The following is a 26,951-nucleotide window of genomic DNA, read 5'->3' as shown; positions in this document are numbered from 1 at the left end:
GGGCCGCGCCGCCAGAGGCGAGTATGGGCGCGCGCGGGTTAATGGAAGCTGAAAGCCGGGCCAGAAAAACCGGATAGACCGAAAGGCAGACTTCACCGCAAGGTGTCCAGCGCCTCCAACAGCTGCTCCATCCGGTAGGGCTTGGGCAGCAGGCGCATGCCTTCCAGCGGCGGCAGATTCTCGGCGTATCCGGTTGTCAGCAGGACGGCCAGATCGGGCCGCAGCACCAGGGCCACCTTGGCGAGATCAACCCCATTCATGCCACCTGGCATGACGATATCGGAAAACAGGATGTCGATGGTGTCACCGTTTTGCAGCAGGGCCAGAGCCTGATCGGCGCGGGACGCCTGGAGCACGGCGAAGCCCCGCTCCGTCAGGCCGGCGGCCACCGTGGCGGACACAGTGGCGTCATCCTCCACCACCAGCACGGTGCGCGTCTCCACCCGATCGACGGGGCGCGCCTCGACCACGGGCGCGGGCCGACGGGGGGCGTCGGCAGCGCGGGGCAGGAACAGGGTGACGGTGGTGCCCACGCCCGGGACGCTGTCCAGATGAACCGTGCCGCCCGACTGGCGGGCGAAGCCATACACCTGGGACAGGCCCAGGCCGGAGCCCTTGCCCACCTCCTTGGTGGTGAAGAAGGGTTCGAAGACATGGGGCAAAACCGCGGGATCGATGCCCGATCCCGTGTCGGTGATGGCCAAGCGCACGAACTGACCCTTCAACCCTTCTTCCGTGTGGTCGGGCGCCAGGGTCACGTTCTCGGCGACGAAGCGCAGGACGCCGCCGTTGGGCATGGCGTCACGCGCGTTCACGGCCACGTTCAACAGCGCCAGCTCCAACTGGGCGGGGTCGGCCATGGCCGGCCACAGGCCTTGCGGAAGGGCCATCTCCAGCACGATGTCGGCCCTGAGCGCGTGCATCAGCAGTTGACGCATGGTGCGCACCAAGTCGGCCACGTCCACCGGTTCCGGCCGCAGGGCCTGGCGGCGCGCGAAGGCCATGAGTTGGCGGGTCAACCCGGCACCCCGGTCGATGGCCTGCATGCCGGCGCGAATCAGGTCTCGGCTGCGATCGTCCGCCGCCCGGCGCATCAGCATGTCCAGGCAGCCGGACACGGCCTGCAACAGGTTGTTGAAGTCATGGGCGATGCCCCCGGTCAACCGGCCCACGGCTTCCATGCGGTGCGCCTGGAAAAGCGCGGTGTTGGCGCTTTCCGCCTCGGCCACCGCCGCGCGCACCTTCTCCTCCTGCTCCGCGCTGGAGCGAGCCAGGCGCTGGCCGGCGTCGGCCAGGACCTTGGCCACGGCGTCGGCCTCCGCCAGGCCCAGCGTCTCGGTTGAAACCGGCGCGCCCCTGCCCAGGCTGGCGGCCCGCGCGGCCAACTGTTCCACCGGATAGGTGATGCCCCTGGCCAGGCGCAGGGCCAAACCCATGGCCAAGGCGAACAGGGCCACGGCCCCCGCCATGGCCACCAGCAGGCCGCGCCAAGCCTCACGGCCCAGCTCGTCACGGGGTGCCGCCACGGACACGACCAGATCCTGGCTGGGCGTATGACGGAAGGAGATGACGATGGGAAAGCCTTCCAGCGACAGGCCGGGCATGCGGCCGGACGTCCTTTTGTTGAACGCTTCGATGAACTCCGGCCGCGCCTTCTGCCCGACATAGCGGTCCGGGTCCCGGGTGCGGGCGATGATGCCGCCGGACCGGTCGACGACGGCGCCGATCCAGCCCGCGCGCAGCTGCTGGTCCGTCAGCAGCTGGGTGAATTCCGTCGACGGCATGACCAGCGACAGGACATAGGCGGGGGCGCCGTCCCGATACACCGGTTCATGCAGCGCGATGGCCTGCTGGTTGGTGAGGGTGCTGTTGAACAGGGTGCCGACGCGGCTGTGGCCGCTGTCCAGGGCCGCCTGTAGGTTGGGCCCCAGTTGCCCTCCCGACAGCGGTGCCCCCGGCGGCAAGGCGGTGTTGATCAATACGTGCCCATCAACCGCCGAGGCCAGCCGAAACCAATAGCCCTTGGGAAGGTCGATCGCCCTGGCCTGGGCCTCCAGGGCGGCGATGTCGCCAGCGGCCATGGCGGGCGACGCGACCAGGGCCCGGAGATAGGCTTGGCTCTGCCCCAACTGCTGGTCCACGGCCAGGGACAGCATATGGGCGGTTTCGTCCAGGTGGCGCTCCGCCACCCGGCGCTCGCGGGTGTAGGCGCCGCCCAGCAGCAGCGCGCCGCCCAACAGCGGCGGCAGCAGCAACGCCACGGCCGCCAGCAGCAGGCGGCCGCGGACGCCCAGGGATGACGTGGCCGCGGCACCCGGCTTTCCGGCGGGACGGGCACGCAAAAGGGCAGGTGCCGGCATGGCGCGCACCGCCGCCCCTTTTCCCGTCAAATCCTGGCGATCCGCCACGTCATGCCCCCTCGCCAGGGCGGGGCGGCCGGCCCCCCCTCCCCGACCCCGCGTTCCAAGGGGCGTCAAGCTAACGCGCCCGTGCGCGCCTGGCTAGAGGAGGTATCACCGGTCGCCCGCACATCCCTTTCGATAAACCTCAGTTCGTCGCCTTGGCAAAGTCCCCCGCCCGGAAATAGGAGAGTTTGGTGGGATCGATGCGGGCGCGCACGGCCTGCGAGATTTGCGCCGGCGTCACCGCCGCCACCTTGGCCTCCATCTCAGCCGACCATGCCATGGTCCGACCCAGGTAGAGGTTGCCCGCCAGCAAGCTGGCCAGGCGCGCGTCCTCGGTGCGGCCCATGCGGAACTGATCCAGGAAACCGCTTTTGGCCTCCGCCAGTTCCTGGTCGGTGATGCCATCGTTGACCAGACGGGTCAGTTCCTCGCCAAACGCCGTCTTGACCTTGGCCACGTTCTGGGGGGCCGCGATGGCCTGGAGGGTCAGGCGGCCAACCTTGTCGATAGCTCCCGCCGACAGGGCGGAACCAGCGCCGTAGGACAGCCCCTCTTTCTGGCGGACCCGGTCACCCAGGCGGGAATGCAGGGTGCTCCCCCCCAGGATGCGGTTGGCCATCAGCAGGGCGGGATAGTCGGGATCATCTTCGTTCAGGGCCAAGGGAAGGCCGGCCAGCAGAATGCCGTTGGCCTTGTCCGGGGTCTGGATCACCTGGTCCAGGCCGGCCACCTGGGACGGCGTGTCGGCAATGCGGGTGAAGGGCTGCGGCGCCACGAAACCGCCCAGCGCCGACTGCACCAGTTGCGGCATCGTAGCGGCGTCGAAGTCGCCGACGACGGCCACCTGGGCCGCGCGCGCGCCATAGAAAGCCTGATGGAAGGCCTTAACCTCGTCCAGCTTCAGCGCCTTGATCTTGGCGATCCAGTCGTCGATCGTGTCGATATGGCCCGGATGGTCCGGCTGCGTCGTGTCGAAGGCGCGGCTGAAGGCGTTGCTGGCCAGGGACTGCGGATCGGTGCGCGAGGATTCCAGGTCGGCGATGGTGGCGGCGCGCCACTGCTCGAATTCATCCGCCGGGAAGGACGGCTCGCGCAACACCTCGGCCACCAATGCCAGCACGTCGGCGATATGGGCGCGGTCGGTCCGCACGGCCACGGTGGCCTGCTGGGTGCCCGAGGAAATGGCCAGGTTGGCCTTCAGCTTGTCCAGAAGATCGGAGATCTGCTGGCGGTCATGCTTGGCCGTGCCCTTCAGCAGCATGTTGGCCACGGCCTCGGACGCGGCGTCCTTGCCGGTTAGGCTGGCATCGTCGCCGAAGCGCAGGCGGATGACCAGGTTGACCGCCTGTCCCCGGGCCGGCTTGGCCAGCAAGGCCAGCATGCCCCCATCCGGCAGATCCAGGCGCTGGGTATGGGCATCGATGTTGGCGGGGCTGGTGTCGAACACAGCATCCGCCACCGCCGCCGCGCGCCCCTTGTACCCGTCGACCAGCGTGGCGATGGCCGGGGCGGTGGGAATGTCCACCCGCTCCGGCGTCGCCGTGGAGATGAAGTGGCCGACGGTGCGGTTGGCCTGGCGGAAATAGGCTTCCGCCACCCGCTGCACATCGGCGACGGTCACGGCCGCGATGCGGTCACGCCCGACAAACAGCAGGCGCCAGTCGCCCTGGGCGATGGGATCCGTCAGGCTGAGCGCCACGCCGTTGGGGTTATCCATCAACTGGTCGTAGTTCTTCAGGATGCGGGTCTTGGCGCGGTCCACCTCCTCCTCGGTGATGGGATGGTCGTGGACGCCCTCCACGACCTCGGTCATGACCGACAGCACCTTGGCGGCGTCGCCCCCCTTTGGCACCTCCGCCAGCGTCAGCGCCAACCCCGGGTCCACATGCTTTTCGGCGGAGGCCGAAACGCCCGTGGCCAGCTTCTGTTCCACCAGCGCCTTGTGTAGGCGTCCGGACGGGGTGTTGCCCAGTACGAACGCCAGGATGGACAGGGCGGCGCTGTCGGGATGGGTGGCGGCCGGAATGTGATAGGCCAGCCCCTCGTACCCCGTGTCCCCCACGCGCCGCAGGGTGACGGACCGCTCACCGTCCTGCGCCGGTTCCACCGTATATTCGCGTGGCAGGGCCTCGGCCGGGTTCTTAAGCGGGCCGAAGGCGGCCTGGACGCTGGCCAGGGCCTTGGCGGGGTCGAACTTGCCGGCGATGACCAGGGTCGCGTTATCCGGCCGGTAATAGCGGTGATAGAAGGCCTGCAGGTGGCCAATGTCCACATTCTCCACATCAGACCGCGCGCCGATGGTGGAATGGCCATAATGGTGCCAGAGATATGCTGAGGAGTGCATGCGCTCCATCAGGATGCCGACGGGGTTGTTTTCCCGCATCTCCATCTCATTGCGCACCACGGTCATCTCACTGTCGAGATCTTTGCGGGCGATGAAGGAATTGACCATGCGGTCCGCTTCGAGAGCCAACGCCCAGTCCAGGTAATCCTGCCGGGCATCGAAGGTCTCGTAGTAATTCGTGCGGTCCTCCGCCGTGGTGGCGTTGTTCTGGAAGCCCCGCTTCTGCGTCTCCTGCGGAATGGACTGGTGGCTGGGCGTCCCCTTGAACATCAGATGTTCCAGCAGGTGCGCCATCCCCGTCTCGCCATAGCTTTCCATGCGCGATCCGACGCGGTAGACGACATTGACGGTGACGGTGGACTTGGCCTCGCTGGGGAACAGCACCACGCGCAGGCCGTTCGCCAGACGGTATTCGGTAATGCCTTCGACGCTGGCGACCTGTACCGGGGCGGGGCTCTTGACCGGCGGGGTGGCCTTGAGCGTCTTGGCAGGGGCCGTCTTGGCCGGGACGGGCGCCTCGGACTGTCCCGCGGCAAGGGCCGCCGCGGGAAGAAGGACGGGTGCCATCAGCGCCGACAGGGCACAGCCGGTGGCAAGCGCCGCGGCCAGGAAGGTCTTACCAGAAGTCAATGTCGTCCCTTTCTTTGACACGCCATACCGCCGCGCCCTAGCCGGCGGGAGGGGGCAGCCCCACCGTAGTGTGCATGAGGCGGCATCGTCTGGGCAGGGAATTAAATGGCGCACCCCACGCCACCGACACCCATGGAGGACGTTGGCCACGGGAGGCGGCCTAATCGTTGCACGACCGCTAGGTCGACCGGCTTCCCCCGACCGGTCCTGGCGCCCGATGGCCTTCCCCGATGGTGCTATTCAGGAAGCTGGGCTATCGTAAACGCCTGATCCCGCCCACCATATCGGGTAACGCGGCCCCGGCCATGTACCGAGGCCGGACCATCACGACGAACTGGCATCCCTTTGACCGAAACCCTGGTCGCCTGCCCCGAATGCGACGCCCTGCACGAACGGCGCCCTTTGCCACCGGGCACAAAGGCGCGGTGCGTGCGCTGTCAGGCCGTGCTGTACCGCCGCTCCTACCTGGAGGCGGAGCACCAGCTGGCGCTGGTGACGGCCGCCATCGTGGTCTATCTCATCGCCAACTGCTTCCCCATCGTGGATCTGGAAATCCAGGGCCGCAGCAACAGCGCCACGCTGATCGGCAGCGTGCTGTCCCTATGGCAGGAAGGGCGGGAGATCGTGGCCGTATTGGTCTTCGGCACCACCCAATTGTTTCCCTTGGTGGATCTGGGGGCGCTGTTCGCCCTGTTGCTGATGATCCGCCGGGGTCGTCCGGCGGCGGCCTTCGCGCCCATCCTGCGCTTTCTCCAGGCCCTGCGCCCCTGGGGCATGATCGAGGTGTTCATGCTGGGCATCGTCGTGTCGCTGGTGAAGCTGTCCAACATGTCAACGGTGGTGCCGGGCATCGCGCTGTGGGCCTTCGGCCTGCTGACCATCCTGATGGCCGCCATCCTGTCCCTGGACCTGCGCAGCCTCTGGCAGGCGGGCCAGGGGGTGATCGTCCGGCCGGACGCCCCACCCGCCCCCGGCCGCCGGACCGCGCATCCATGAGGGGCAAGCGACACGGCCGGCACCCGGCACCGGAGCCCGCCGTGACCACGGCGGCGCAGGCCGGCCTGCTGTCCTGCCACCATTGCCACCTGGTCTGCCGCGAGCCCCTCCCCCATGCCGGGCGGAGTGCGGGTCACCTGCGATGCCCCCGGTGCGCCGGACGGCTGCATCGGCGCAAGACGGACAGCCTGTCGCGCACCTGGGCGCTGTTGATCGCCGCCGCCATCCTCTATATCCCCGCCAACGTCTTCCCGGTGATGCAGACATCGACGCTGCTGGGCACCCAGAACGACACCATCCTGTCGGGCATCCTCTATTTCTGGACCAGCGGCTCGCCCGAGCTGGCCGTGCTGATCTTCACCGTCAGCATCCTGGTGCCGTTGCTGAAACTGGCGACACTCAGCACGCTGGCCGTCTCCATCCATCGGGGGGCCCGAAGCCGCGCCGACCAACGCGCCCGCCTTTACCGCATCGTCGAGTTCGTGGGCCGCTGGTCCATGCTGGACGTGTTCGTCGTCGCCCTGATGGTGGGCCTCGTCCATTTCCAAGGCCTGGCCGTCATCCAGGCCGGACCGGGGGCAGCCGCCTTCGGTGGGGTGGTGGTGCTGACCATGCTGGCCGCCCATAGCTTCGACCCCCGCATGATCTGGGATCGCGCCCGCCGCGCGCCTGCGAGCCGTCAAGAATCAACCCGCCCACCCCCCGGAATCCGCCATGGCCGACACCCCGCCCCATAACGACAGGCCCGATGCCCCGGCAGACCCTGGGGCCATTCATGACCGGGACCTGCCGGTGCCCGTGGTCGACGCGGGCCGTCGCTGGATTCCGTCCCTGGTCTGGCTGATCCCGGCCATCGCCGCCCTCATCGGCCTGACCCTGGTCGTCAAGACGGTGTGGATGAAGGGGCCGAGCATCACCATCAGCTTCCTGACCGCCGATGGCATCGAGCCGGGCAAGACCAAGGTCAAGTTCAAGGATGTGGACATTGGCGAGGTCAAGTCCGTCACCTTGAACGAGGACCATGCCCGCGTCATGGTGACGGTGGAGTTGAGCAAGGAGGCGGGCAACTTCGCGGTGGACGACAGCCGCTTCTGGGTGGTGCGCCCCCGCTTCGCGGAAACCGGCATCTCGGGCCTGAACACCCTGTTGTCCGGTTCCTACATCGGTGTCGACGCCGGAAAATCCACCACCCCGCGCAAGGAGTTCACCGGACTGGAGGACCCGCCGGTCGTCGCCTCCGACGTGCCCGGTCAGCGCTATGTCCTGCATACCGACGACATCGGTTCCCTGGCCGCCGGTTCGCCGGTTTATTACAAGCGCATCCCCGTGGGGCATGTGGAGCGCTACACGCTGGATGAGGATGGCCGCAACATCACGCTGCACATTTTCATCAAGTCTCCCTACGACCATTTCGTCACCAAGGACAGCAAGTTCTGGCACGCCAGCGGCGTGGACGTGCGCATCGACGGCGCTGGCCTGAAAATCGACACCCAGGCGCTGGCCACCATCCTGATGGGGGGCGTCGCCTTCGAGGATCCGGCCGGCACCTCCCTCACCCCCGCCCCGGCCGGCGATCATTTCTGGCTGGCCGCCAACCATGCCGACGCCCTGAAGGCGCCGGACGGACCCAGCGTGCCAGTGGTGCTGCATTTCAACCAGTCCATCCGCGGCTTGACCGTGGGGGCGCCGGTGGACTTCCGGGGAGTGGAGCTTGGCAATGTGACGGCCACCGGCATCGACTATGACCCGCAAACCCATGATTTCACCGGCCGCGTCCTGGTGACCCTCTTCCCCGACAGGCTGGCCTCCTTCGAAAAGACGCTGCCGTGGAACGGCGACCGGCACATTCGCACCGCCCGTATCCGCGACCTGGTGAACCGGGGCCTGCGCGCCCAGTTGCGCACCGGCAGCATCCTGACCGGGCAGTTGTACGTGGCACTCGACTTCATGCCCAAGGCAGCGCCGGTGGCGTTCAATCCCGACGCCGATCCCCTGGAATTGCCGACCGTACCGGGCGACCTGGAGGAGCTGTACCAGAAGGTGCAGGACATCGTGGCCAAGCTGGACAAGATCCCCTTCGACGCCATCGGCGAAAACGCGCGCAAGGCCTTGGCCAGCGTGGACGGCGCCACGCGGCATATCGACGATCTGGTCCGGCATGCCGACCACGACGTGCTGCCGGAAATCCGCGACAGCCTGCAACAGATGCAGCAGACGCTGGCCGCCACCCAGGCCAGCGTCGCCCCCGACGCCCCGTTGCAACAGGATACCCGCCAAGCCCTGAAGGGCGTGATGGATGCCACCCGCTCGCTGAAGGCGCTGAGCGACAGCCTGGAACGCCACCCGGAATCCCTGGTGCGCGGCCGGAAGGACAAGGACGAATGACCGCGATACCGTTCCCCCGCCCCCTCCCGTCCCTGGTGGCCGCCGCCGGTCTGGCCCTGCTGCTCACCGGCTGCGGCGGTTCCACGCCCATCCGCTATCACGCGCTGGCGCCACAACCTGGCGAGGCGCCGGTGGCCGGCAGCGCCCGCGTGCTGGTGGAGGTGCTGCCCGTGACGGTGCCGGAGCGGCTGAACCGCACCCAACTGGTGCTGACCGACGCCGGCGGCCGGCTGGATGTGCGCGATGACGACCGCTGGGCCGCCCCGGTGGCGGATGAGATGCGGCTGGCGCTGGCCAACGCCCTGTGGCAACGCCTGCGCGCCACCGACATCTATCAGGCGCCCGTGCTTCCCACCCCCAACGGCCCGCCGCAATATCGCCTGGCCTTGCGCATCGAGCGCTTCGACGCAACCCCGGGCGGCTCCGCCGTGGTGGACGGCAGCTGGACCTTGCGGCGCCTGCCGCAGGGCACGGCCTTCACCTGCCGGATGGGCTTCACCTTGCCGCTGGCCGCCGCCACCCCCGACGCCGCCGCGACCGCCCTGTCCAGTGGTGCCGCACGGCTGGCGGCCGCGGTGGCCGACAGCCTGTCCCGCCTGGATCAGGCGATGCCAGGCACCCAACCCTCACCCTGCCCCGAGGGACCTTGAGCCGGCGTGACGGGGTCAGCGGGCGACCCTAACCGCCAGCATAGGCTTCCTGGTTCATCAATAGTTAATAGACTGGGCGGAGTATTCGGCGTGTTGGCGCCTTATCTCTGCCCTTATCTTTGGAAGGTTCGCGGCCGCTTTGGTCGCGGTCCAAACAAGGGCTATGGCGCCCCGTCTCGGGGACCGTCCACAGGGCGGTTCCAACCTCGGTGAGGAGCCTAGCCCCATGAAGAACTTGTCCATTCGCGCCAAAGTGATCCTGGCATTCGCCGCGGTGCTGTGTATCACCCTGGTCCTGGGCTTGGTCGCCCTATTGCAGGCGGGTCGCATGAACGCCTCGGCAATGGACATCCGGGACGACTGGCTGCCCTCCACCCGCGCGGTGGGCCAACTGGTCCAGGCGACGGAACGCTTCCGTTCGCTGGAGGGCTCCTACCTGCTGGTCAAGGAACCAGCGATGCGGGATGAGGTGGAAAAGCGCTTCGTCGCCACCCTGTCCGACTATGACAAGGCCTGGACCGCCTACACGCCCCTGATCGGCGCGGGCGACGAACGCGCGGCGGCCGATGATATCCAGCGCCTCTGGAAGTCCTATCTGGACATGCATCAGCAGCTGCTGGCCATGGCCCACGACGGCAAGATGGATGAGGCCATCGCCTTCTTCCGTGGCGCCATGATCGACAATTTCACCAAGCTGCGCCAGGCGCTAAAGACGGACGCCGAGGTCAACATGAAGGGCGCCGACCTGGCGGCCAAGGCCAACCGCGACAGCTATGAAAGCGCGAAGGCCGTGGTCATCGGCGCGCTGGTCCTGGCGTTGGCCCTGGGCGGCGGCGCTGGCTACGCCTTGATCCACCTGGTGTCCAAGCCCCTGAACGACATGACCGGCGCCATGGGCCGCCTGGCCGACCATGACCTTATGGTTGACATCCCCGGCGCCGACCGCCAGGACGAGATCGGCCGCATGGCCGCCGCCGTCGCCGTCTTCCGCGACAGCATGATCCGGGCCGACGAATTGGCGGAGGAGGCCCGACAGGAACAGTTGCGCCGCGAGGAACGCGTGCGCCTGCGCGAGCAGTACATCGAGGAATTCGACAAGGTTTCCACCGAGCTGGTCAATTTCGTCGCCCATGCGTCCGAGGAACTGGGCCAAACGGCCAGCCGCCTGACCCAGATCGTGGATGGCAACCGTCGTCAGGTCCAGGCCGTGGCCTCGGGCGCCGAAGAAGCCTCCTCCAACGTCCAGACAGTGGCCGCCGCGACGGAGGAGCTGACCGCCTCCATTGGGGAGATCAGCCGCCAGGCCATGCAGTCGGCCACGGTGGCCGACCAGGCGGTGCGCCAGGCCGAGCAGACCGATGCCACCGTCAATGGCCTGGCCGAGGGTGCGCAGCGTATCGAGGCGGTGATCGGCCTGATCCGGGAGATCGCCAGCCAGACCAACCTGCTGGCGCTGAACGCCACCATCGAGGCGGCGCGGGCCGGTGAAGCCGGCAAGGGCTTCGCCGTTGTCGCCACCGAGGTGAAGGCCCTGGCCAACCAGACCGCAAAGGCGACCGAGGATATCGGCACCCAGGTGGCGGCCATCCAGCAGGAGACGACAGACGCCGTCAGCGCCATCCGCCAAATCCAGTCCACCATCCGCGATATCGGTGCCGGAACCTCCGTCATCGCGGCAGCGGTGGAGGAACAGGGTGCCGCCACGCGGGAGATCACCCGCAATGTGACCGAGGCGTCCAAGGGCACGGTGATGGTGTCCAACAACATCGGCGCCGTGGCCGAGGCGTCGGAGGAAACCGCCGCCGCCTCCGTCCAGGTTCTGGGCGCCTCGCAAAGCCTGGCGAAGGAATCCGCCCGCCTGCAGGAGGCGGTGGCCGACTTCTTCTCCAAGCTGCGGGCCGCCTGATCACGTCTGCGCTGGCCGGGGCGCGCGGTGGAAACGCCGCGTCCCCGACCAAGCCTCTACTGCTGGGATGGGGCCGTTGAGGCCCCCTCATCCGGTGGCGCCTTCTGGAAGAAGATGCTGACCGACCCAATTTCGACGCCCCATTTGGTCACATGGGCGCGGTTCAGCATGACGCCGCCGGGTTGCAGGAACATCCAATCGTCAAAGGCGACGCGCATCGTGCCGTCACCGACCTTCAGGTCCAGGCGATAGGCCCAGTTGAAGGCGTTGCCCGATGCCACGCCCCGGGCCACGCCCACGACATCGCCGGCCGTCCCCTCATAGCGATCCGGCGCCACCCGCCTTACGGTCCAGGTTCGCTCCTCCCGTTCGCCATCGTTGTACAGAAAGCGTTCGTGCAGGATCAGGGCACCGTCCTGGCGGGTCCCCTCGATATCGACGGTGAATTGGCGCCGCACCTTGCCGAACCGGTCCTCGAACAGCCCCCAGGCCTTGGTGTGCCCGGTGAAATAATCCTCCAGGACCAAGGGGGGCGTGCCGCCCGCGAAATCCTTGGGCGCCATGCCGGCGCAACTGCTGAGCAGGGGCGCGCACAACAGCGCGGCGCAAATCCGTCTCCACATCTCAAACCCTTTCCAGCCGTGCCCCAGGGCCCGTTGTCCCCGGCACTGGACGATACGGCGTTGGACACGCGGCGGATCATGGGCGGACCGGGCGACGGACGCCAAAGCGGCCCTTTCACGACGCCGGGACGATCGGGATGATGGTGGAGGCGCTACACGGTCCTTTGGGGGAAATCATGAAACAAATCCGCCGCCGCCCGGCCAGCCTGGGCTTGGCCCTGCTTGTCGGCGTCCTGGCAGTCGCCAAAGTCATCCCGGCGGATGCCAGGACCGGGGCGACGGACTACCACCCCTCATTCAAGCCCGACCAGTTGAAGGGACCGCCAGCGGGCAAGGCCAACGAGGTGCTGGTGCTGGGCACACCGCATCTGTCGGGGCTCAAGGGCGAACTTCGGCCGGACATGCTGGAACCGCTGCTGGCCCGCCTGGCGGCCTGGCATCCAGACGCCATCGCGACCGAGGACATGTCCGGCCTGCAGTGCGACAGCCTGCGCCGTTATCCCACCCGTTATGCCTCAACCGTCGCCGACTACTGCCCAGACCCCGGCCCCGCCGGGCAGGCGACGGGACTGGACGTGCCCGCCGCCAACGCGGAGGCCGAACGGCTGCTGGCTGCCTGGCCGGCCGCCCCTACCCCCACCGACCGGCGACACCTGGCCGCCATCTTCCTCGCGGCGGGGGAGCGAAGCTCCGCCCTGGTGCAATGGCTGCGCCTGCCGGCGGAGGAGCGGCACGACGGCGACGGTCTGACGCCCGCGCTGGTGGCGGCGCTGGACCGGGCCAAGGATCGCCGCAACGAAACCAACCTTATCTCGGCCGTGCTGGCGGCGCGCCTGGGACTGGAGCGATTGTGGAGCGTGGACGACCACAGCGCCGACTTTCCCGATCCGCCGGACGCCAACGCCTATGCCGCCGCCATCACGCACGCCTGGGACAATCCCGTCGCCAAGGCGCGCCGGGCGGCGGATGAGCGGCTGGAGGCAGGCGTCGCCAAACCAGACGGCCTGATGACCCTGTACCGTGCCTACAACGCGCCGCAGGCCGCGCTACAAGCCTATCAAGCCGACTTCGGCGCCGCCTTGCGCGAACCCTCCCCCAGGGGTACGGCAGGAATTACGTCGGGTACTGGGAGACGCGGAACCTGCGCATGGTCGCGAACATCCGCGATGTCCTGGGGCAGCATCCCGGCACCCGCCTGCTCGCCATCGTCGGCGCCTCGCACAAGGGATATTATGAGGCCTACCTGAACCAGATGCACGACGTGCGCCTGGCCGACACCAGCGCGGTGTTGCGCTGACGTCCATCGCACGAGAGATGCCGCGTCAATAGCTCAGTGTCACGGACACGTGGCTCAGTTCACCCTTTTCCGCAGCGCCCGGCAGCTTGCGCAACTGCCAACCGTAGGCGAACTTCACGGTCAGGTAGGTGCCGTAGGTGTAGCCTAGGCCCACACCGGTGCTGGCCAGATTGACGTTGTCGCTTTCGCCCGCCGGGGTATTGCGATTCCACAGGCTGCCGTAGTCGACAAAGGCCAGCAGCTGCAGGGCGTCGTCGGGGCCCCGCTGCATCAGCTTGAACGCGCGGCTGCGCAGCTCCGTGCTGATCAGCACGCCCTGGTCGCCGTTCACGGCGCGCTCATCATAGCCGCGCAGGATATCGGCGCCACCGGCCCCCAGCTGTTCGGTATCCAGCAGGGCGCGGTTGCTGAGTTGCCCAACCACCCGTGTGGCCCAGACCGCGTCCTCCGGCAGCTTGACCAGGCGGTTCAGTTCACTGCGGACATACAGGTAATTGGCTTTGGCGCCCAACCGGCCTGACTGGTTGTCCCCCGGTTGGAAGGCGGCATTGGTGTTGTCGCCGGTCAGGCCGCCAGGGCTCCACACCAGGGTGTTGCTCCACCCCGTGCTGCCCCAGGCGTCACCCAGGGTGGCGTTGTAGTTGGCGGAGAATTGGTTGATCTCCGTGGCCGTGCGCGAGATTTGGACGCCACCGAAGGCCAGGTTGTTGTTGGTGGTCTTGAAATCGTAGCCGAATTCCAGCTGATGGGCGAACTGCTCGGTACGCTTCAGCGGGATCTGATAGCGCAGGCTGGCCTGGCCGCTCTTGCCCACCAGGCCGAAGTCGTTGCCCACATTGGGCACGCTTTCCTCGTAGCTGCCGAAGATCATCAGGCGGTCTTGCCAGGGCAAGGGCGCGAGCCAGCTGAGGGAATGGCCGACGAAGGACGCGTTCCGCCCGCCCGGCCGGTCATGCCAGAAATCATTGCTGGTGGTCAGCTGGTAGGACAGCTGCTCATCCTGCCAGAAGGCATTGCCCCAGTTGAAACCCAGGTTCCAGCGGTCGCGTCCCGTGCTGGGCGCGCCGCTGTTGTCATAGCCGGCATAGACGCGCAGGGGGAAGCGGTCGCGGGTGGACAACACCAGGTCGGTGGTGCCCGGCGCGGCCCCGGGGCGATAGACCAGGTCAACCTGCCGGAAAGGATTCTCGTTCAGGCCGTTGACCTCGCGCAGCAAGCGCTCGCCCTCCACCCGGTCACCCGGGCCAACGCCGATGTGGCGGGTCAGCAGGGCGCTGTCGAACCACTCGTTGCCCTCGGCCGCCACCTTGCCCACGGTGAATTCGCGCACCACCACCTGCACGGTGCCGTTGTCGATGTCCTGCTCCGGCACCAACACGTCGACCAGGGGGTGGTCGTTGTCGCGGTAGAAGGCGACGATCTGGCGGGCCAGTTCGTTCAGGTCGGCCAAGCGCAGCGGCTTGCCGATGTAAGCCTCCGCGATCGGGCGAAAGCCGGGACGGTCCAGGATATCGATGTGGCCGGTGTCCACGCCGGTTATCGCCCTGCCACCGGGTTGAACGGCGGCCGGCGTCGGGACGAAGACCAGGCCCTTCAACTGGGGCAGGATCACCCGATCTGACTCGGGCGCGGGAGCCGGGGGCATGGGCGGTTGCGGCGCTTGCTCCGCCGGCGCCTTGGCCGGCGGCTCCTTGGGCGCGATGCGCTCATAGCTTTGAGCCTGCGCCTGCACGGCGGTCAGGGACAAGCCGGCCAAGAGCAGGGCCGAGAGGACGCGGGCCGGTGAAACGGACATGGAATTCCTGGTCATGGGAGCGTTGTCTGACGGCTTGGTAGGGGCGTTCATGGCGGGCTTCAGCGCCACCGCTTGGCGATCTCGAACTCAGTCTCGTCCGTCCCATCCTGGTGGGCGGTGGAAAAGGTCGAGGTATTGGTGATGGTGCCGCCAGCCAGGGCTGGGGGCGCCAGGTAAATGACGCGGTAACTGCCCTGGGAGTAGTCGGAACCCACCAGCGGCTGGGTGGGGGTGAAGGGTACCTTGCCGGAGGGCTGGTCTACGAAATGGGTGGAGGACGGGACCTGGGGCATTGTGACGGTCTGCACCGTCAGGGTTCCGGCGGCGTAAGTGATGAGGTAGTTGCCGGAAGTCAGCCCACTCGGCGTGATCGTGTAGGTGCCGCTGGCCGTGCCACCACCGCTGTAGACCAGGCTGCCGCCCAGGACGGCGCTGGTCTCACCGTTCACAAAGCCCGTGTAGGTGGCGCCATAAGCCGGGGTACCGCCGAAGGCGACGGTGACGTCGTTGGCGGTGACTGTCAGGGGCGCCCGGTTCACCGTCAGGGTTCCGGCGACATAGCTGATGGCGTAGTTGGCGCTGGTGAGGCCACCCGGGGTCAGGGTGTAGGTGCCGGCGTTGGTGCCCACCCCACCAAAGGCCAGGCCGCCGCCCAGGGCCGAGGCCGTGTCGCCATTGACGAAGCCGCTGTAGCTGGCGCTCAGGCTGGGCGTCTGGCCATAGGTGATGGTGGCGTTGTTGGCCGTGACGGTCAGCGGCGCCTTGTTCACCGTCAGCGTGCCCGCGTCATAGCTGATGGCGTAGTTGGCGGCGGTGAGGCCGCCAGGGGTCAGGGTGTAGCTGCCGGCATCGGTGCCCGCCCCGCCGATGGCCAGGCTGCCGCCTAGGACGGAGGCGGTCTCGCCATTGACGAAACCGCTGTAGCTGGCGCCCAGGCTGGGCGTCTGGCCATAGGTGATGGTGGCGTTGTTGGCCGTGACGGTCAGGGGCGCCTTGTTCACCGTCAGCGTGCCGGCGACATAGCTGATGGCGTAATTGGCGGCGGTGAGGCCGCCGGGCGTTAGGGTGTAGCTGCCGGCGTCGGTGCCCGCCCCACCGATGGCCAGGCTGCCGCCCAGGACGGAGGCGGTTTCGCCATTGACGAAGCCGCTGTAGCTGGCGCCCAGGCTGGGCGTCTGGCCATAGGTCACAGTGGCGTTGTTGGCCGTGACGGTCAGGGCCGCCTTGTTCACCGTCAGCGTGCCGACGACATAGCTGATGGCGTAATTGGCGGCGGTGAGGCCGCCGGGCGTTAGGGTGTAGCTGCCCGCGTCGGTGCCCGCCCCGCCGATGGTTAGGCTGCCGCCCAGGACGGAGGCGGTTTCGCCGTTAACGAAGCCGCTGTAGCTGGCGCCCAGGCTGGGCGTCTGGCCGTAGGTCACGGTGGCGTTGTTGGCCGTGACGGTCAGGGCGGCCTTGTTCACGGTAAGCGTGCCGGTGGCGTAGCTGATGTCGTAATTGGCGCTGGTGAGGCCGCTGGCCGTCAGGGTGTAGCTGCCGGCGTTGGCACCCGCCCCGCCGATGGTCAGGGTGCCGCCCAGGCTAGCCGCGGTGTCGCCATTGACGAAGCCGCTGTAGCTGGCGCCCAGGCTGGGTGTCTGGCCATAGGTGATGGTGGCGTTGTTGGCCGTGACGGTCAGGGCGGCCTTGTTCACCGTCAGCGTGCCGGTGGCGTAGCTGATGTCGTAATTGGCGCTGGTGAGGCCGCTGGCCGTCAGGGTGTAGCTGCCGGCGTTGGCACCCGCCCCGCCGATGGTTAGGCTGCCGCCCAGAACGGAGGCGGTTTCGCCGTTGACGAAGCCGCTGTAACTGGCGCCCAGGGTGGGCGTCTGGCCGTAGGTGACGGTTGCGTTGTTGGCGGTGACGGTGAGGGCGGCCCTGTTCACCGTCAGCGTGCCGGCGGCATAGCTGATGTTGTAATTGGCGCTGGTGAGACCGCTGGCCGTCAGGGTGTAGCTGCCGGCGTTAGTGCCGGCACCGCTGACGGTCAAGGTGCCACCCAGGCTCGATGCAGTGTCGCCGTTGACAAAACCGGAGTAGCTGGCGCCCAGGGTGGGGGTTTGGCCGTAGGTGATGGTGGTGTTGTTGGCGGTGACGGTCAACGCGGCCTTGTTCACCGTCAGGGTGCCCGCGACATAGCTGATGGCCGAGCCGTCGGTGGTGGTGGCCCCACTGGCCGTGATGGTGTAGCCGCCGACGGTGGCGCCGTTGCCGGCCCCGGTGGAGGTCAGCGTCGGGGCGGTTCCGAGGCTGGTCCCCGCCAGATAGGCATGCGTCACGCCAGCCGCGCCACCGGACAGGGTGTAGGTCAAGGCGCTGCTGACGTCTTGGCCGTAGGTTTTGGTGAGGTCGCTGGCGGTGACCACCAGGGTAGGCTGTTCCGCGAAGACATAACGGTTGCCGCTGGCCGCAACGGCGCCAGAGGCCAGGGTGCGGTTCCACAGGGCGCTGTTGCCGCTGTCCAGGCCACCGAAGGTGTCACCGGCCGAATTGGCCGAATAGACCAGCCAACGGCCGCTGGCCGCGGTAATGGCGCCGGACCCGGCCGTGTTGACGAACGCCCCAGTGGTCGACAGGGTGACCGCGTCGCCGGTGGCCTGGCTGGTCACCGCGTTGGCCACGGTCAGCGCCCCGCTGGTGGTGAGGGTCACGGCACCCGTGGCGGTGATGCCGGTGATGCCACCGACGGTGCCGATTGTCAGGGCGCCGCTGTTGGTGAAGGCCAGGGCGCCGCCGCTGGTGGCCGCCAGGGTGCCGATGCTGTTGGCCTGGGTCAGGGTGATGGCACCGCCGGCGTTCAGTCCCAGACTGCCCACGGTGATGGTGGCGCCGCTGGCCTGGGTGATGGTGCCGCCGGCCTCCAGCACCAGGGTGCTGGCGTGGGCCGGGGCGATGGCCGCGCTGATGACGATGTCGCCGGACACGGGCGGGTCCACCACCAGGGTGCCGGCGGTGACACGATCCAGTTCCGCCGCCGACAGTTCCAGGGTACTGGCGGTGGCGTCGGTGCCGCTGCCCAGGTTGACGGTCCAACCGCTGGTCACGGGGACCAGGGTGACGGTGCCGCCGCCGGTGGCGGTCACGGCGCTGGCCAGGTTCATGCGGTCGGCGCTCAAGGTGACGCCGGTGCCGCTGATGGCTTGGCTAAGCGTCAGCAAGCCATTCGCCCCGGCGGTCAGGGCGATGGTGGTGCCACTGACGCCGGTGACGCCATCCACCGTCCCTATGGTCAGCGCGCCCGCATCCTTGAAACTGACGCTGCCGGCGCTGCTGCTGGCGGCCAGGGTGCCGACGCTGTTGGCGGCGGTGGCCAGGCCGATGTCGCCCGCGGCGCTCACGGCCAGGTTGGGGGCGGTGATGCTGGCGCCGCCGGACTGGGTGATGGCGCCCCCCGTCACCAGCGACAGGGTGGTGACGTTGGTGGGGGCGATGGCCCCGGCGATGGTGTAGCCGGCGGTCTCGCTGATGTCGGTGCGGCCGATGACCAGGGTGCCGGCGGTGACACCGTTGATGCCGCCGGCGCTCAGCACGTCGGCGCCGGTCACGCTGCCGCCCACGGCCAGGGCGCGGTCGGCGGACTGCTGGCGCAGGATCACGGTGCCCGTGGTGGTGATGGTGGGCGCGGCACCGCTGGACAGGGCGAAGTCGTCGCTGGTCAGCGTGATGGCGCCGGTTTGCGTGCCGCCGCCGATGCTGGCGGCGGTGCTGGTGCCATCACCCAGCACCAGACCGGCGCCGGTGGTGCCACTGCCCGTCAAGGCGATGGCGCCGCTGGTGGTGCTGAGCGTTTCGCCGTAGAGCCGCAGGCCGGTGCCGCCCGTGCCCGTGCCGGTCAGGGTGATGCCGCCGGTGGAGGCGGTCACGCCGCCGCCGTTCACCAGCAGGCCGGTATTGCCGCTGGGGCCCGCCGCCGCCGTGCCGGTCAGGGTGATGGCCCCGGCCGTCGTCTGCAGCGTGCTGCCCACCAGTTGGATGCCGGCATGCGCGCCGGCGGCGGTGCTGGTCGTGGCGCTGCCGGTCAGCGTCAGGGTGCCGGTGACGGTGGTGGTGAGGCTGCTGTTGGTCAGCGCGATGCCGGAGGAGGTGCCGGTGACGCTGGCCTGCCCGTCGCCCTTCAGGACGGCGTTGCCCCCTTCCAGGCTGATGGTGCTGTTGGTGATGCCGATGGCGGCATCGTCGGTGGCGCTCGCCCCCGTGCTGTGGGCGTTGCCCGCGGTCGTGGGGTCGCTGACGACGGGGCCCCCGACCAGGGCCAGGGTCCCGCCCTTTGTCAGGACGTTGACGCGGCTGAGGGTGATACCGCCGGCGCCGCTGTTGTCGCTGTCGGCATACAGGGACAGGTTCAGCCCGGCGCCGACGATGCCGCTGACCGTGATGGCGCTGGAGGTGCCCTGCAAGGTGACGTTGTTGCCGGCCACCAGCGTCAGGGTGCTGGCGCCAGTGCCGGAAGCGATGGTCAGGCTGGTGTCGGTGACGGTCAGATCGCCGCCGGCCGTCAGGGTCAGGGTCCCGCCAGCCGCCAGGGTGGCGGTGTTGCTGGGGGTCGCCACCGTCAGGTTACCGCCGGCCGTCAGGCTGTTGCTGGCCGTGCCGCTCAGGACCAGGCCGTTGTAGCTGCTGCCCCCGGCGGTCACGGTGTCGACGGTGACGGCGCCGGTGGTCGTGACGCTGAACGTAGCGCCGTTGGCGGTGAAATGCGTGAAGGCGTTGCCCGTGTTGGTCAGGGTGTAGCTGCCGCCCTCCAACGCCAGGCCGCCAGCGCTGATCGCCTGGGTCTGGGTGACGCTGGTGCTGGCGCCGGTGAAGCCCAGGCCGCCGGTCAGCGTGATGCCGCTGGTGGAGCCCACGGTACCCACCGTCAGGGCGCTGCCGGACCCGATGAGGATCGAGCCGGTGTTGGCCGCCAGCGTGCCGATGCTGTTGATGCTGTTGCCGCCGGACAGGCTGCCGAGTTGCCAGACGCCGCCGCTGCCGGTCAGCAGCAGGCTGGGTGTGGTGATGGCGGCCGACTGTGTGCTGCTCCCGGTGCTGGCCAGCGTCAGGGTGCCGGTGCCACTGACCGTCAGGGCATCGTCGACGGTGATGGCGTGGCTGCCGGCCTCGATATCCAGGCTGGCGTTGGCGGACAGCGTGATGACGCTGCCCGACACGGTGTAGAGCAGGCTGGAATCGATGCCGCTGGGCCGGGCGCTGGCCAGCGCGCTGGTGCTGACCGCCGGGCCGTCGCTGGTCATCTGCACCGTGTTGCCCAGTACGGTCAGGCCGGTGGTGGTGCCGCCGCTGGTGGTCAGGCGCACGGCATTGCCCAGCGTGGTGTTGCCCAGCGCCGGATTCAGGTAGGCGACCAAATTGCCGCCGGTGATGGGGCTGCCATCGGCCAGGATGTAGTAATAGCCGTTGGCCCCGGCGAAGCCGCTGCCCAGGCTGGTGCCGTTGGTCAGCGCGCTGACGCGGTTGGCGATGGCGAAGCTGCTGCCGGCGGCGTTGCTGTAGGCGGTGCCGGTGACGATCTGGACGCCGCCTGAATGTTCCCAGGTGAAGTAGGGCAGCGTGGTGCCGTCAACCATACCCCAGACGGGCGTGGTGTAGTCCCACCCGGCACCGGTGAGGGTGCTGCGCGTCTGCAGTTGGGCGGTGGTCTTGCCCGTGACGCCGGTGGCCGTGCCGCTGCCCACGCCGGCGGACAGGCCGGAGGTTTCGGTGTCGTAGAAGCTGTTGGTGGCGGTGCCGGTGTTGCTGCCGATCAGGCCGCCCAAGGTGGGGGTGCCGGTGGTGACCACCGCGCCGATGCTGTAGGTGTTGGCGACGGTGCCGCTGTTGCTGCCTACCAGGCCGCCAACGGCCGAGCCGCTGGCGCGGACCGCGCCCAGCAGGGCCGTCTGCGCATAGGCGTCCTGGATCGTTCCGCTGTTGCTGCCGACCAGGCCGCCGACGGCCTGTCCGCTGCCGCCGGCCGTCGTGCGGATGCCGCCCAGGGAATAGCTGTCCTGGATGGTGCCGCTGTTGCTGCCCGCTAGGCCACCCACGTTGGTGCCGCTGGCGGTGATCAGGGTATCCGCCTTGGTCTGCAGCAGCAGGCCGCCGCTGCTGCCCAACAATCCGCCGACGGTGCTGTTGCCGGTGATGCTGCCGGTCACCGTGACCTTGGTGATGTTTCCCCCGCTCGCGGACCCCGCCAACGCGCCGACATTGGTGCCGCCGGTGATGGAGACGTTGCTGAGCGTCAAGTCATGGACGTAGCCGGAGAGTTGGGTGAAGAAACCGACATCGCTGGTGCCGGGCCGGTTGATGGTCAGCCCGGTGATGGTGTGGCCGCCGCCATTGAACGTGGCGGCGAAGCTGCCGCCGAAGTTATCGATGGGGGAGAAGCCGCCGCTGCTCCAGACCTCCCCGGTGGCCGACAGGGCGCTGCCCAGGTTGATGTCGTTCGCCAGGGTGTAATTGAGGGTGGGGTGCAGGTTCATCAGCTGCAGCTGATGGGCCGAGCGGATGGTGGTGGAGGCCTCCGCCTGCAACAGGGGCCGCGTGCTGCCATCCACCATGTACCAGGTGTTGGTGAAATCCCACCCGCTGATGGGGGTGGTGCTGCTGCTGAACGCCTGGGTGCCGGTCAGGCCGGTGAAGCCAGCCACCGTAAGCCCGCTGCCGCCGCTGGCGGCGCCGTAGCTCCGCCCCGTGGTGGTGACGTCCCAGAACGAGTTGCTGGCGGTGAACGTCACACTGGACAGGCCCACCAGGCCGCTGGTGTAGACGCTGCCGCTGGTGCTGCTGACCGCGCCGCTGGCGTAGCTGTTGTTGATGCTGGAGCCCGCCACCTGGATGATGCCGACCAACCCGCCCGTTTCCTGAAAGCCGGTGACGCTGCCGGTGGCGTAGGTGTTGGTCAGGCTGGTGCCATACAGGTTTCCCACCAGCCCGCCGACCACGCTGCCCCCGCCGGTGACGGCGCCGCTGGCGCTGGAGGTGGTGATGGCGCCGCTGGCAAGGCCAACCAGGCCACCAACGTCGGTCCAACCGCTGACGGAGCCGGAGGCCCAGGACCGGTCGATGGTGCCGGTGCTCTGCCCCACCAGGCCACCCACGTACAGGCCGTGGCTGTTGGTGCCCGAACTGCTGACCGTGGCGGTGGACCAGCTGTCCGCGATGGCGCCATTGGTGAAGCCCACCACGCCGCCGACACTGTCGGCGGTGGCGCTGACCGTGCCCGACATGCCGGTGTAGCTGATCGCGCCGGTGGTGCTGCCCACGACGCCGCCCACCTGGCTGGCGCCGTTGACCGTGCCGGACACGGTGATGTTGCTGATGGTGGTGCCGGTGGCCGAGCCCACCAGGGCGCCCACGTTGTTGCCACCGGAGACGGAGACGTTGGTGAGCGCCAGGTTGGCCAATTTGGCCGAGGCGGTGGTGGTGGCGAACAGGCCCCTATTGGCGGCGCTGCCGGTAATGGTCAGGCCGCTGATGGTGTGACCCTCGCCCGACAGCTCGCCGGAGAAGTTGGCGATGGGCACGAACCCCCCGCTCCATATGTCGGCGGTGTTGGCGAGGGGGGTGGCCAAGCCGATGTCATTGGCGATGGTGTAGCGGGCGGTGGGGGCCAGGGCCACCAATTGCAATTCATGGGCGTTGCGGATGGTGGTGCTGGCCTCCGCGCGCAGGACCGGGCGGGACAGGCCGGCGGACAGATACCAGGTGTTGGTGAAATCCCAGCCACTGAAGTTGGATTGAACCGCCATCTCGGCGGTGGTGCGGCCGGTCATGCCGGTGGCGCTGCCGCTTCCGGTGCCGCTGGATAGGCCGGTCGTCTGCTTGTCCCAATAGGAATTGTTGACGGTGGCGCTGACATTTAAGCCGATCAGGCCGCCAACTGTCGTGCCCGGCGCGCTGATGGCGCCGCTGGCGTAGCTGTTGCTGATCGTGCCGGTGGCGCTCTGGCCCACCAGGCCGCCTATTTCATCCACGCTTCTGCCGGAGGTTTCCCTGACGGTGGCGGTGGAATAGCTGTTGGAGATGTTGGTGGATATCCCCGCCAGGCCACCCGCCAGGGCCTGGCCACTGACCCCGCCGCCGCCGGTGACGGTGATGGTGCCGCCGGCGTAGGAGGTGTTGATGGCGGTGGCGCTCAGGCCGGCGGTAACACCCAGAACGCCGCCGGCATAGGCCTGCCCGCTGCGGACGAAGCTGAGATTGACGTCGGCCAGCGAGGTGGACCCGGTGATGGTTCCGCCATTGTACTGTATCCCCACGATGCCGCCGACGCCGTAGCCGCCGCCGCCACGGAACGTCAACGTGCCGGTGACATAGGCGTTCACGATATGGCCGCCGCCGTTGGCACCGACCAGGGCGCCCACATGGCTGTCGGCATTGGTGACGGTGATGGACGCGTTGGTCAGAGAGATGTTGTTGAGGGTGCCGGTGTTGCCGCCGAACAGGCCGATATAGGTGTTGCTCCCGCCACCGTAGTTGATGGTCAGCCCATCGATGGCATACCCCCGGCCGTCATAGGTGCCGCTGAACGGCGTCGAGGGGGTGCCCAGGGGGATGAAGCCGGCGGGGACGCTGTCGGCGGTGGTCTTCCAGATGCCGCCGGCGGTCGCGGCCGGCATGCGGATGTCGTTGCTCTGGGTGTAGCTGGCGGTCAAGTCGTGGGCGACCAGCTGCAGCTGGTGGGCGTTGCTCACGGTCAGAGAATATTCCCACAGGCCCAGAGGCCGGGTGCCGCCGTCGCTCAACCACCAATCGGTGGTGAAGTTGAAGGCGCCGTAGGCACTGGTCTTGTAGGCATAGTTGCTGGCGGCCGACTGGGCCGGGTCGCTGGTGACGGCGGTGGCGCTGCTGGTGCTGGCGCCCACGGTGGCGCCCGCGGCCGACAGGCCGGCGGCGGTGTAGCTGTCCCAATAGCTGGTGGCGATGCTGCCCGCGCTGGCGCTGTCGCCGTTGGTGCCCACCAGGGCGCCAACGCTGGTGGCGCTGCCGCTGCTGCGGGTTATGCTGCCGCTGGCCCAGCTGAGGGTGATGGGGTTGGCGTTGATGCCCACCAGACCACCCAGGTTGGTGACGCCCGTGACGGACCCGGTGGCGTAGGTCTTGGTGATGCTGCCGCCCTCGGCGATGCCGATCAGGCCGCCGACGGCATCGTTGCCGGTGACATTGCCGGTGGCGTAGGCGTTGGTGACGGCCGCACCCTGGCCGAAGCCGATGAAGCCGTCCGTTCCCACCAGGCCGCCGACCTGGCTCGCGTCCGGGGCGTAGACGGTGCCCAGAGCGTAGACGTTGGTCAGCGAGCCGGAGCGCTGCCAACCGACCAGGCCGCCCACGCCGTTGCCGCTGTAGCCTTTGGGGACGGTGATGGTGACATCGGTCCAGCTGTTGCTGATCGACTGCTGGTCATCCTGGCCGATCAGGCCGCCGATGAAATCGCCATAGCCGGTGATGGAGCCGGTGACATGGACGTTGGTCAGGGACCCGCCGCCGTTGGCGCGCCCGACCACGCCGCCCACCCGGTTGAGGCCGGCGATGTTCACATCGACCAGGCCCAGATTGCGGATCTTTGGCCCATTGCTCGTGGGCGTGTCGCCGAACAGGCCCACCGCGACCGTGTTGGGGCGATTGATGGTCAGACCGGTGACGGTGTGGCCTAGGCCGTCCAGGGTGCCGGAGAAGCTGTCGATGGGGACGAACCCCGCGCCGCCGTTCCAGGCGGCGGTGCCGCTGGCGTCGATATCCCGGCCCAGGGCATAGGTGCCGGACAGGTTGGTCGACAGGTTCTGCAAATTGGTGGCGGTGTTCACCAGCATGTAGGTCGTCAGGGCGCCCGACCCCAAGGCGACATTGCCGGCATAGCTGGTGGGGGAGGCATAGCTGGTGGGATTGTAATAGAGGTTCACCGAGCCGCTGCTGCCGGTCATGGCGACACCACCGCTGGTGAACGTGACGGTGCCGCTGCCCGTCCCGGTGTTGTCAGCGCGCAGGGTGACGTCGCCGGACCCGGCGGTGTGGCTGAGCGTGCCGCCGTTGAAGATGATGCTGTGATAGGCCGACAGCGTCAGGCTGTGGCTGGCCGACCAGGTGACGTTGTTGTTGACGGTGATGTCGCCCGTCTGGCCGCCGATGCTGCCGGTGGTGATGGTGACGTCGGCCGTGGCCAGGGCGTTCTGCAGCGTGGTCGTGTTGATGACGGAGCTGTTGCCCGTGGGAGTGAAGGTGCCGCTGGATTGGCTGCTGTTGGAATCGCTGCCGGTGGAGATGCTGACGTTCTCCGGGTCCAGCAGCAGTTGGCCGACGCTGCCCACCGGGGCGGACAGATCCACCGCGCCGGTGAAGTCCAGCAGCTTGTGGCTGGACACTTCGGCGAAGCCGCCATTGCCGGTTCGGGGCCCGCCCTTGGCGCTGAGGGCGCCGGCGAACCCTGTCTGCTGATCCGACCAGACGATGACGCTGCCACCGTTGCCGGTTGTGCCCGCGTCGGCTTTCAGGGTGGCGCCCGCCGCGACGGTGGTCTGGGCGGCGGTGGCGACGGTTTGCTTCACCAGCTTGGTGGCGGCATCGGCGCCCCCTTGGCGGTCGCCGCCCAGCAGGATGGTGCCGCCGGCGCCGGTGGTGCCGCTGGCGTCGATCACGGCGCCGGCCTGCACGGCGACCGACTTGGCCGTGGCGATGACGGTGCCGCCCGTGCCGTCGGCGTTGGTGGCAGCCACCGTGCCGGTGACGGTGACGGCGCCGCCCTGGTCCGTGGCCGTATCGGTCGACCCGCTGGCCGACAGCCAGATGTGCCCGTCCTTCACGGTTGTGCCGGTGGCGCGGATGGCGCCGCCGCCGTTGCCGGCCAGGGCATAGATGTTGCCGCCGGCGGCCTTCAGTTCCGCCTGCGCCGCCGCGATGGCGCCCGTGTTGGTGACATCGCCACTTCCCCCTGGGCCACCGACCTGGACGTAGACCCGCTCACCCGCGTCGCCATCCTTCAGCAGCACCTGCTGGCCTGCGGCCAGGCCCACGGTGCCGTTGGCGGCGGTGATGGTGCCGTCGTTGGTGACGCTGCGCGCGATCAGGAAGACATCGCCGCCGGTGGCGGAGATCTTGCCCAGGTTCTTGACCTCGGCATCGGTGTCGCCCTTGAACAGCAGGGTGCCGCCGGCCATGAAGGCGTCGTTGGCGATGTCCAGGGTGCTGGCGGTGAAGCTGCCGCCCGTGACCACCACGCCGCTGGCCCCCACCACGACGCCCGCCGGGTTGATGACGTACAGCGTGCCCGTGGCCTTCAGCGTGCCCAGGATGGTGGACAGGTTGCCACCCGTGACGCGATTCAGCGTCGCCCCGCTGCCGTTGTTGAAGCTGACGGTGGCGCCCTGGCCGATGGAGAAGCTTTTCCAGTCGATGACGGCGCGCTGGCTGCCCTGGTTGATGGTCAGGCTGCCGGCCCCGCTGGAGATTGTGCCCGAACCCGCCTGGAAGGTGCCGCCTGTGGGCAGCGCCGGGCCATTGCCGGCGCGGGCCGTTCCGGTCGCGGCCAGCAGGGCCATGGCGGTGCCGGCCAGCAGCAGCGCCCGGCCACCGGGCCGGGCATTCCGCGACATTCCTTGAACGGAATCAGCACGCCCTTCGATGTGAACCCCACCACCCGGCGAGATTCGCCCCCGCACCCCCACCCCGACCCGAGAACCCATGCTGCATGCCCCTGGAACCTATGGCTTTATCCTGAGCGCATCGGAACATGGGGTGGGGTGTCACTGGGCCGAGACGCAGGGGACACAGACCGTCCGCCACACCCCGCCTCCCGCCTTGATTGCGACTGCGCCGCCGGCCGCTCAACAGATGGTGGAGCGTCCTGCAGCGCGACCATAACGCAACCTGAGCGCGCAGCTTGCTGACAATATCGGAAGTGTAC

At 68.4% G+C, this 26,951-nt stretch carries 11 protein-coding genes; 6 read left to right on the top strand and 5 right to left on the bottom strand.

Going from position 1 to position 26,951, the window contains the following annotated elements:
• Positions 1 to 92: 92 nt before the first annotated feature.
• Both UCD39_RS07475 and UCD39_RS07470 read right to left on the bottom strand, forming a co-directional pair.
• The gene (locus UCD39_RS07475; protein ID WP_330495401.1) at positions 93 to 2,408 is read right to left on the bottom strand and encodes a hybrid sensor histidine kinase/response regulator; all 2,316 of its coding nucleotides are present in this window, start codon (positions 2,406 to 2,408) and stop codon (positions 93 to 95) included.
• Between the two features lie 139 nt (positions 2,409 to 2,547).
• The gene (locus UCD39_RS07470; protein WP_330495400.1) at positions 2,548 to 5,379 is read right to left on the bottom strand and encodes a M16 family metallopeptidase; all 2,832 of its coding nucleotides are present in this window, start codon (positions 5,377 to 5,379) and stop codon (positions 2,548 to 2,550) included.
• A 429-nt stretch (positions 5,380 to 5,808) separates the two neighbouring features.
• On the opposite strand from UCD39_RS07470, the gene UCD39_RS07465 reads away from it, so the two are divergent.
• The 5 genes from UCD39_RS07465 to UCD39_RS07445 all read left to right on the top strand — a co-directional run bounded on the left by UCD39_RS07465 (position 5,809) and on the right by UCD39_RS07445 (position 11,316).
• Positions 5,809 to 6,375 (top strand): paraquat-inducible protein A, encoded by a 567-nt coding sequence (locus UCD39_RS07465; RefSeq protein ID WP_330495399.1) that lies wholly within the window; start codon positions 5,809 to 5,811, stop codon positions 6,373 to 6,375.
• Positions 6,372 to 7,112, top strand: coding sequence for a paraquat-inducible protein A (locus UCD39_RS07460; protein ID WP_330495398.1), 741 nt, complete (start codon positions 6,372 to 6,374; stop codon positions 7,110 to 7,112). Before UCD39_RS07465 ends, UCD39_RS07460 begins: the two co-directional genes overlap by 4 nt.
• Entirely contained in the window at positions 7,090 to 8,760 is a 1,671-nt protein-coding gene (locus tag UCD39_RS07455) for a PqiB family protein (RefSeq protein ID WP_330495397.1), read from the top strand. The genes UCD39_RS07460 and UCD39_RS07455 overlap by 23 nt, the downstream gene beginning before the upstream one ends.
• On the top strand, positions 8,757 to 9,410 hold the full coding sequence (locus tag UCD39_RS07450; RefSeq protein WP_330495396.1) for a PqiC family protein: 654 nt from the start codon (positions 8,757 to 8,759) through the stop codon (positions 9,408 to 9,410). Before UCD39_RS07455 ends, UCD39_RS07450 begins: the two co-directional genes overlap by 4 nt.
• A 226-nt stretch (positions 9,411 to 9,636) precedes the next feature.
• Complete coding sequence (locus UCD39_RS07445) at positions 9,637 to 11,316, top strand: methyl-accepting chemotaxis protein (protein ID WP_330495395.1); 1,680 nt, start codon at positions 9,637 to 9,639, stop codon at positions 11,314 to 11,316.
• 56 nt (positions 11,317 to 11,372) lie between these two features.
• Here the strand turns inward: UCD39_RS07445 and UCD39_RS07440 are convergent, their stop codons facing one another.
• Complete coding sequence (locus UCD39_RS07440; protein WP_330495394.1) at positions 11,373 to 11,939, bottom strand: DUF3833 domain-containing protein; 567 nt, start codon at positions 11,937 to 11,939, stop codon at positions 11,373 to 11,375.
• Positions 11,940 to 13,086: 1,147 nt separating this feature from the next.
• Between UCD39_RS07440 and UCD39_RS28455 the strand changes: the two genes are divergently transcribed.
• Positions 13,087 to 13,236 (top strand): hypothetical protein, encoded by a 150-nt coding sequence (locus UCD39_RS28455; protein ID WP_442943582.1) that lies wholly within the window; start codon positions 13,087 to 13,089, stop codon positions 13,234 to 13,236.
• A gap of 25 nt (positions 13,237 to 13,261) precedes the next feature.
• On the opposite strand, the gene UCD39_RS07430 is transcribed toward UCD39_RS28455, so the two are convergent.
• Positions 13,262 to 15,031: a ShlB/FhaC/HecB family hemolysin secretion/activation protein gene (locus tag UCD39_RS07430; RefSeq protein ID WP_330495392.1), complete on the bottom strand. Its 1,770-nt coding sequence runs from the start codon at positions 15,029 to 15,031 to the stop codon at positions 13,262 to 13,264.
• Positions 15,032 to 15,090: 59 nt separating this feature from the next.
• Complete coding sequence (locus UCD39_RS07425; RefSeq protein WP_330495391.1) at positions 15,091 to 26,640, bottom strand: MBG domain-containing protein; 11,550 nt, start codon at positions 26,638 to 26,640, stop codon at positions 15,091 to 15,093.
• Positions 26,641 to 26,951: the final 311 nt, after the last annotated feature.

This window comes from Nitrospirillum karajorum, from assembly GCF_036348415.1.
GTDB lineage: Bacteria > Pseudomonadota > Alphaproteobacteria > Azospirillales > Azospirillaceae > Nitrospirillum > Nitrospirillum amazonense_B.
This window is presented reverse-complemented; position numbering and strand designations above follow the sequence as displayed.

What these genes read in the sequence shown, in the direction of transcription:
- UCD39_RS07440 (WP_330495394.1), bottom strand. Translation starts at nt 11,939, where the DNA reads ATGTGGAGACGGATTTGCGCCGCGCTGTTGTGCGCGCCCCTGCTCAGC.
- UCD39_RS07430 (WP_330495392.1), bottom strand. Translation starts at nt 15,031, where the DNA reads ATGTCCGTTTCACCGGCCCGCGTCCTCTCGGCCCTGCTCTTGGCCGGC.
- UCD39_RS07425 (WP_330495391.1), bottom strand. Translation starts at nt 26,640, where the DNA reads ATGTCGCGGAATGCCCGGCCCGGTGGCCGGGCGCTGCTGCTGGCCGGC.
- UCD39_RS07450 (WP_330495396.1), top strand. Translation starts at nt 8,757, where the DNA reads ATGACCGCGATACCGTTCCCCCGCCCCCTCCCGTCCCTGGTGGCCGCC.
- UCD39_RS07460 (WP_330495398.1), top strand. Translation starts at nt 6,372, where the DNA reads ATGAGGGGCAAGCGACACGGCCGGCACCCGGCACCGGAGCCCGCCGTG.
- UCD39_RS07455 (WP_330495397.1), top strand. Translation starts at nt 7,090, where the DNA reads ATGGCCGACACCCCGCCCCATAACGACAGGCCCGATGCCCCGGCAGAC.
- UCD39_RS07445 (WP_330495395.1), top strand. Translation starts at nt 9,637, where the DNA reads ATGAAGAACTTGTCCATTCGCGCCAAAGTGATCCTGGCATTCGCCGCG.
- UCD39_RS28455 (WP_442943582.1), top strand. Translation starts at nt 13,087, where the DNA reads ATGGTCGCGAACATCCGCGATGTCCTGGGGCAGCATCCCGGCACCCGC.